Origin of the sequence: Bacillus cereus group sp. BfR-BA-01356 (genome assembly GCF_022663635.1) — a bacterium.
In the GTDB taxonomy this organism is placed as follows: Bacteria; Bacillota; Bacilli; order Bacillales; family Bacillaceae_G; genus Bacillus_A; species Bacillus_A cereus.
In genome coordinates, this window is the sequence record NZ_JAKUFX010000066.1 from 25,478 (window position 1) to 31,587 (window position 6,110).

Here is a 6,110-nt window from a genome sequence, read left to right on the forward strand (position 1 = left end):
TAGTGGAAGATACAACATCGTTAGTCATATTTGCAATGTTAATCGCATGTGGTTCATGGTTGCTTTACATCACTTATGAGCCAATAAAGCAATGGGCTTGGAGTGATGTGAAACAAAATAAAAAGGCCCACGGCAATGGGTCCTTTGAAAAAAATAAGATGTTATAAGTATACCACGGAAAGTAGGGAAATAGTACATGCATTCAATTGAATATCAAGTGCTATTACCTAAAAAGTTTTGGGACTTAGCAGAGAGCAAGGGTGAATTAAAGCAAATGATTGAACAGTATTTCAAGGTTGGTTATCCTCATTACAAAATAAAGAACATTATTAGGAGTGGTGAATCGCATATAGCGATTTGCGAAAGGAAGTGGCTGGTTTGAACAACGTAGTTTTACAAATAGGGCAGATGAACTTCCGTGGAAATGTCATAGATCATGGTTGGTTTAAAACACTAACATTAGATAACGGTAAACCAAATGTGGTTGCGATATCCATATTAGGAGAGGTTGTTTATTGGTACAAACCTATAGAAGTAAGAGATGAGCATTCAAATAATGTGAGATATAAACAAAAGTTTAAGGCAGATACGCTTCAAAAGAGTTATCAGCAATTTGCAGATTCATTTGGTTTTACAAAAAGACAAGTAAAAGATGCTTGTGATTACTTAAAGGGCAGAGGGTTAGTTCGTATCGATTTTCGAACGATATTTGTAAACGGAACTCGATGTAACAATGTAATGTTTATAGAACCCATTCCTGAAGAGATACAAAAAATATCAATTTTATATTGGGAGAATGGTAACCCTCCTACATTAGAACGTAAGAGGGTATTACAACAAAACGTACCACCCTCTTACGATAGAACGGAAGAGTCTCCTACATTTAAACGTAAGACAAATACAGAGATTACTACAAAGAATACTACAGAGATTGTAAGTAGTAGTATCTTCTCTTTCTACGAAAATAATTTCGGTATTTTAAATTCATTCATAGCCGAAAATATTTCGCAGTGGATAAATGATACAAATGAAGAACTTGTACAAGCAGCTATGGAACGTGCATTGAAACAGCAAAAGAAATGGAATTATGCTGAAGGGATTCTAAAACAGTGGGTTAACAAAAACATTCGTACTTTAGCTGATGTTAATGCAGCAGAAGAAGAATTCAAAAGACAGCAGAATTCTAAAAAAATAAGAAAAGGAAAAATTAAAGGAGGCTCGAATCATGGAAGCTCTAAATCAGGTGATGACGAGGATTTTGAATACATCGGCTTGTGATGATAAGGAAGAAGGTTATGAATGTCCTGATTGTAATACATTTATACTTGCTGTTCCTGTAGAAGTACCAGAGTTGAAGATAAAACGAAAAGTGTTTCCTACATGTGAATGTGTGGTAGCTAGAGAAGAAGCTAGAATTCGGGAAGCGCAAAATTTCGCCAAAAAGCGTGAAATTGATAAGTTGTTTAGTATCAGTAATCTCGGTGAACGGTTTAAGAAATCCACATTTGAAGCGTTTAGAGAAAGAAAAGGGTCTGTAACCGCTGGGCAAATCGCACAAAAATATGTGAATGAATTTAAGAAATGGAACGGAGAGTCGCTCATGATTTGGGGCGAACCAGGTAATGGAAAAACTCATTTAGCAGCAGCAATTGCAAACGAGCTTTCAAAACAAGGATTTATTGTTGTATTTCAAAGTGTACCAGAGTTATTACAACGTATTCGAAGTACATTTAACAACGATAACAAAGAAAATGAAACACAAATTATGCGAGCTCTTTTGGAATGCGACTTACTTATTTTAGATGATATTGGTGCAGAAAAAACAACAGAGTGGGTAGAAGAAAAATTATTCAATGTAATTGATGGTCGATATCGTAAGGAATTGCCTACATTATACACAAGTAATTTACGACCAAAAGAATTACAAGAACAAGTAGGCAAACGTTCTTATGATCGTATGGTTGAAACAAGTTTAACCATTAAAAATGAAGCAACAAGTTATCGTCGGGAAATTGCGAAACAAAGATTACAAGCTTTTGGAGGGTGAGTATATGAAAAAAACAATAATTATGGAAGCTGAACAGTTTCAAGAGGATTTGTTAAAAGGTAAGAAATCACTAAATGATCTAAGGGAAGAACTTGGTTTAGAGAAGTTAAATGAACCGGCATTCAATACTTTATTGAAGGTCAAAGTAGAAAATAAAAGAGTCGTAAATTTGATTCATCTCAACAGAGAAGAATTTAGTACGGAAACCATTCATACAAGAGCGATTCCAGCAATTAATGATTGTTTTAATGAATTAAGAGTTTTTAACTACGGGTGTGCAAATACGTTTGAAGAATATGAAAAGTTAGTGCATGAGGATTGTGAAATGATTAAAAAAACAATTAACAATTACATTGATGCAATGGGGAAAGCGATGTTGCATTTAGGGACGTCCGTGGATAAATGGAAAAAATAATTCTCCGTAGCGCCAACTACGAAGAATTATAATTAATAAATTTCTCTAATTACAAAATTTACAACTTTATTTCCTTCTTCTGGATTGCGTTTTACAGTATATCGAATCTTACCAGAAAGATTCAATTGATTCACAATTTCAATTAATGTATCCGGCGAAAGGTGCTGGAGTCTTTCGTCGGATAACAAAAATTTCATATTCAATGATTTTTGAGAATCCGGATGTAATAAGTCCCTATTTTCGATAATGATTTGAAGAACACGTTCTTTTATAGATAAATGCATCATAGTTTTACCTCCTTTCCAAATATATGTTTATTTTACATGAATTTAGGATGAGGTTGTTTTGAAAAGATAGAAAAAGGGGGATTTCAGTCGTATGAAGCCTACGAAAGTTGAAATCGATGTTACTGATAATAAAATTTATGTGGTCAAAAATGGTGAGGTTACGCCACTGAATCCTCCAGTAACAGGGTTCGGGGAACAAGTAATCACTTGGCAAGGCGGAAAAGTTGATCGTGTTTCAACTACGATCACAGAAAAAATTAAATAACTGGGGATGCGATTATGAAGCAATTAACAATCGATGATGTTATAGGTAGTTTCAATTACAACGCGATAAGCACCAGTGAAAAGTTTTTGAATCCAAGCTATGAAGTCCATTTTTACGATAAAGAGGAACGGCAAAAGATGGATTGTTTTGATGCTAAAACTGAAACTGACGCTTGGAATGCAACAATAGAAGAGCACGGAAAAGGTATTCAGAAGATTAGGATAACTCATTCGAATCGTACCAGAGCGGAATTTCTAGCACTGGATTAGGAGGTAAAGTGATGGCTTTCAATCGTTGGTTAACTGATGAGGAATATCAGCAAGCTGAATCAAACGGTATTAGTAGAAGGGTTCTTTACATGAGAATGTACAGATACGGTTGGGAACTACAAGAAGCATTGACCACACCGCCAAGAACATATTGGCATATGAACGAAGGGAAAAGCAATAAGTGGTTGGAATTGGCAACGGAAAACGGAATCAATCCAAGTACTTTTTATAGCAGGGTAAATAATGGTTGGGATCCTAAAGATGCAGCAAATATTCCGACCCGTAAACAAATGGACAGGAAGGAACTTGTTAAGATTGCCGAATCCAACGGCATCAGCGTAAGTACTTTCAGATCCAGATTGAGTTATGGATGGGAACCGATAAAAGCAGCTACAACACCAGCCAAGTCTAAAAATAAAAATATTAGTTAAGAGGAGTAGATGAAAATGAAAACAATGGGAAACGGTGTATTAGAAGCGACGAAATTAATGAGCAAAGCAAAGGAAGGACAAGCTTTAATGAACAACAATCAAATTTCTGAATTAGATCAATATCAAGAAGCGGCATTACGTACATGGAATACAAATCAGGATTTTGGTGGACGTGTTTTAAATGCAGCATTAGGACTTTCAGGAGAATCTGGTGAGGTTGCTGATATTGTAAAAAAAGCTATTTTCCATGGTCATGGATTTGATCCAGCTCATTGTCCAGGAGAAGAAGAAGGGAATACACATAAAATCGCTTTAGAGCTGGGGGATATCTTGTACTATCTCTCCATTATGTCTCACGAAATGGGATATACCTTAGAAGATATAGCTCAAATGAATATCGAAAAATTAGCTAAAAGATATCCGGATGGTTTTAGTCGAGAAGCAAGTCAAGCACGTGTCGATGTGAAGTGAAGTTTGTAATGAAAAGAGCCATGAGTTGTGAAGGCTCATGGCTCATTGTATAAGGGTAAAGTCGTAATGACTTTATAAATAAATAATATCACGATTATTCAAAAAAATACAATAAAAGTAAATTAAATGGTATAAAATTTGAATTTTGTAGAAAAGTAGGTGAATAGACTAATGGTTACTGTTCTTGAATCGAAGGACGTCAAAATTCGCAAATGCAGACAATGTTATGGTTGCGCTAGAAATTTCGAAAAGGGCGATACATTAAATGTCGTGAAGAGTGTAGACACAGATGGATTTACCTCAACGTATTGGTGCAAAACATGCGAAGAGTATTGGAATAAGTATATGGAATCGGGAGACGAAATCTATCTCGGTGAATTAAAAAGCGAAGATCCAGAAACATGGGAAGAAGTCAGACAGAAAATCGAAAACTAAACAAAAGCGTTATTTGGTAGAAAAGGAGAGCGGAAATGACTGAACTAGATTTATATAAATTTTGTGAAGGTAAGGAAATGGACTGGAGAGGAAATGAACTTTATGTATGGGTTTACTTCCACGATTTAGAGGATTTTACAAAAATGGTAGGGTGCAATTGGTTTAGCGAGGGCGGAATGGAAATTAGATTGTTTGATAATTATGTGGCAATCGAATTAGTTGATCTTTGCGAGAACTATGAAATTGATCCTGAAAATATTCTTAAAAAGGAGAGATAAGTAATGAAAGCTCGGAAGTGCAAGGCTTGTAGTGGAAAAGGATTTGTATTCAGTAAAGATTATGAAATAAGGGAAGACAGATTTGGCTTCGGGTTACGCGAAACAGGTATAAAAATTACTTGCTCTAAATGTTTTGGAAAAGGTGTGAAATAGTACAAAATTCTTATTTTGGAGGGAAAAAGAATGAGAGAAATTAAGTTTAGAGCTTTCGATAAGGTAGCCGAAAAAATTTATGACGTTGGATATATAGATTTTGCTAATGAAGTTGTACAAGTGGCAATGAACAAAGGTGGAATTTGTTACGGTACTTATGTAAGAAGACTGAAGGATGTTGTACTGCTACAATACACAGGTTTAAAAGACAAGAATGGAAACGATATTTATATAGGCGATCTTGTAAGGTGGACAAGGGTGATATATACGGATTGTAGTCGAGAAGTAATTGAAAGTACAGAAGTAATTGAAGGTAATATCGATTGGTTATACTCCACTTTAATACTTAAGACTGAAGAGTTTTCTAGATTATTGTCGCCGCACTTGGTTGAAGATCAGAATGAGTTTGAAGTTATTGGTAATGGTTATGACAATCCAAAGATATTAAAAAACTAAACAAAATCTTTATTTAATAAAAAAATCGCGTACAAAAATTGTACACGATTATATAGAAACTATGTCTTATCGGCTCATTGTATTCTATGTTTATTGTATGTAGAACGTGATACATCTAAATAAATTAAAAGAGCACTTTTAAAAGTGCTCTCTGACCAAGACTTACTGTGAAACGATGACTTGTGAGTTCCGTTCAAAATCAATATATGATTCAAAAATTATTTAGTGCAGGAAATATAAAAAAATAGCACACATATAAGTGTGCTTTTAGCCTAAAAGGTTTGAACGTATGGACTGGAGTGCCCTACACAATAATATATGCTTGTCTGATTAAAAGGTGAAAAAGTTTTAATAAAATCGTTATGTAATCGTGAAATCAAAAAGAGCACTTATAGAAGTGCTCTTAGTAAAATGCCTATCCCTCTTGCTGGTAAAGGGTACATGGTATTATATGTGATGTTTTGATGAATGTGAAACATTTTTAATAAAAATGCTATTTTGTACTGAGTAAATGTTGATGTTTATTAAAATGATAAAGCAGCTAGCTCAATGAACTAACTGCTTTATCGTCCAACAAGAACAATACCCACAATACATTGTAAC

The 6,110-nt window shown here is 34.6% G+C and carries 14 protein-coding genes; 13 read left to right on the forward strand and 1 reads right to left on the reverse strand.

Annotation, left to right across the window (positions count from 1 at the left end):
* Window positions 1–2 precede the first annotated feature (2 nt).
* From MR168_RS20190 to MR168_RS20210, 5 genes are read left to right on the forward strand one after another with little or no spacing between them, the layout of a single operon-like run.
* On the forward strand, window positions 3–167 hold the full coding sequence (locus tag MR168_RS20190; RefSeq protein WP_201450779.1) for a hypothetical protein: 165 nt from the start codon (window positions 3–5) through the stop codon (window positions 165–167).
* Window positions 168–196: 29 nt separating this feature from the next.
* Window positions 197–382, forward strand: a complete 186-nt coding sequence (locus tag MR168_RS20195) for a hypothetical protein (protein ID WP_242291462.1) — start codon at window positions 197–199, stop codon at window positions 380–382.
* Window positions 379–1,278: a DnaD domain-containing protein gene (locus MR168_RS20200; protein WP_242291463.1), complete on the forward strand. Its 900-nt coding sequence runs from the start codon at window positions 379–381 to the stop codon at window positions 1,276–1,278. Before MR168_RS20195 ends, MR168_RS20200 begins: the two co-directional genes overlap by 4 nt.
* Window positions 1,226–2,047 carry an ATP-binding protein gene (locus MR168_RS20205; protein WP_423748834.1) on the forward strand — a complete coding sequence of 274 codons (822 nt, stop codon included), beginning with the start codon at window positions 1,226–1,228 and terminating at the stop codon, window positions 2,045–2,047. Before MR168_RS20200 ends, MR168_RS20205 begins: the two co-directional genes overlap by 53 nt.
* A 4-nt stretch (window positions 2,048–2,051) precedes the next feature.
* The gene (locus MR168_RS20210; RefSeq protein WP_098678651.1) at window positions 2,052–2,462 is read left to right on the forward strand and encodes a hypothetical protein; all 411 of its coding nucleotides are present in this window, start codon (window positions 2,052–2,054) and stop codon (window positions 2,460–2,462) included.
* A gap of 32 nt (window positions 2,463–2,494) precedes the next feature.
* Here the strand turns inward: MR168_RS20210 and MR168_RS20215 are convergent, their stop codons facing one another.
* Window positions 2,495–2,749 (reverse strand): hypothetical protein, encoded by a 255-nt coding sequence (locus MR168_RS20215; protein WP_098678650.1) that lies wholly within the window; start codon window positions 2,747–2,749, stop codon window positions 2,495–2,497.
* 91 nt (window positions 2,750–2,840) lie between these two features.
* On the opposite strand from MR168_RS20215, the gene MR168_RS20220 reads away from it, so the two are divergent.
* The 8 genes from MR168_RS20220 to MR168_RS20255 all read left to right on the forward strand — a co-directional run bounded on the left by MR168_RS20220 (window position 2,841) and on the right by MR168_RS20255 (window position 5,507).
* On the forward strand, window positions 2,841–3,014 hold the full coding sequence (locus MR168_RS20220; protein ID WP_000805174.1) for a DUF3954 domain-containing protein: 174 nt from the start codon (window positions 2,841–2,843) through the stop codon (window positions 3,012–3,014).
* A 14-nt stretch (window positions 3,015–3,028) separates the two neighbouring features.
* Window positions 3,029–3,283, forward strand: coding sequence for a hypothetical protein (locus tag MR168_RS20225; RefSeq protein ID WP_000811854.1), 255 nt, complete (start codon window positions 3,029–3,031; stop codon window positions 3,281–3,283).
* Window positions 3,284–3,294: 11 nt separating this feature from the next.
* Complete coding sequence (locus tag MR168_RS20230) at window positions 3,295–3,714, forward strand: hypothetical protein (protein ID WP_242291464.1); 420 nt, start codon at window positions 3,295–3,297, stop codon at window positions 3,712–3,714.
* Window positions 3,715–3,729: 15 nt separating this feature from the next.
* Complete coding sequence (locus MR168_RS20235; protein ID WP_242291465.1) at window positions 3,730–4,185, forward strand: nucleoside triphosphate pyrophosphohydrolase family protein; 456 nt, start codon at window positions 3,730–3,732, stop codon at window positions 4,183–4,185.
* Window positions 4,186–4,356: 171 nt separating this feature from the next.
* Window positions 4,357–4,620 (forward strand): hypothetical protein, encoded by a 264-nt coding sequence (locus MR168_RS20240; RefSeq protein ID WP_086412310.1) that lies wholly within the window; start codon window positions 4,357–4,359, stop codon window positions 4,618–4,620.
* A gap of 35 nt (window positions 4,621–4,655) precedes the next feature.
* On the forward strand, window positions 4,656–4,898 hold the full coding sequence (locus tag MR168_RS20245) for a hypothetical protein (RefSeq protein ID WP_086412311.1): 243 nt from the start codon (window positions 4,656–4,658) through the stop codon (window positions 4,896–4,898).
* Between the two features lie 3 nt (window positions 4,899–4,901).
* Window positions 4,902–5,051 carry a hypothetical protein gene (locus MR168_RS20250; RefSeq protein WP_016125860.1) on the forward strand — a complete coding sequence of 50 codons (150 nt, stop codon included), beginning with the start codon at window positions 4,902–4,904 and terminating at the stop codon, window positions 5,049–5,051.
* A 30-nt stretch (window positions 5,052–5,081) separates the two neighbouring features.
* Window positions 5,082–5,507 (forward strand): YopX family protein, encoded by a 426-nt coding sequence (locus MR168_RS20255; RefSeq protein ID WP_086412312.1) that lies wholly within the window; start codon window positions 5,082–5,084, stop codon window positions 5,505–5,507.
* Window positions 5,508–6,110: the final 603 nt, after the last annotated feature.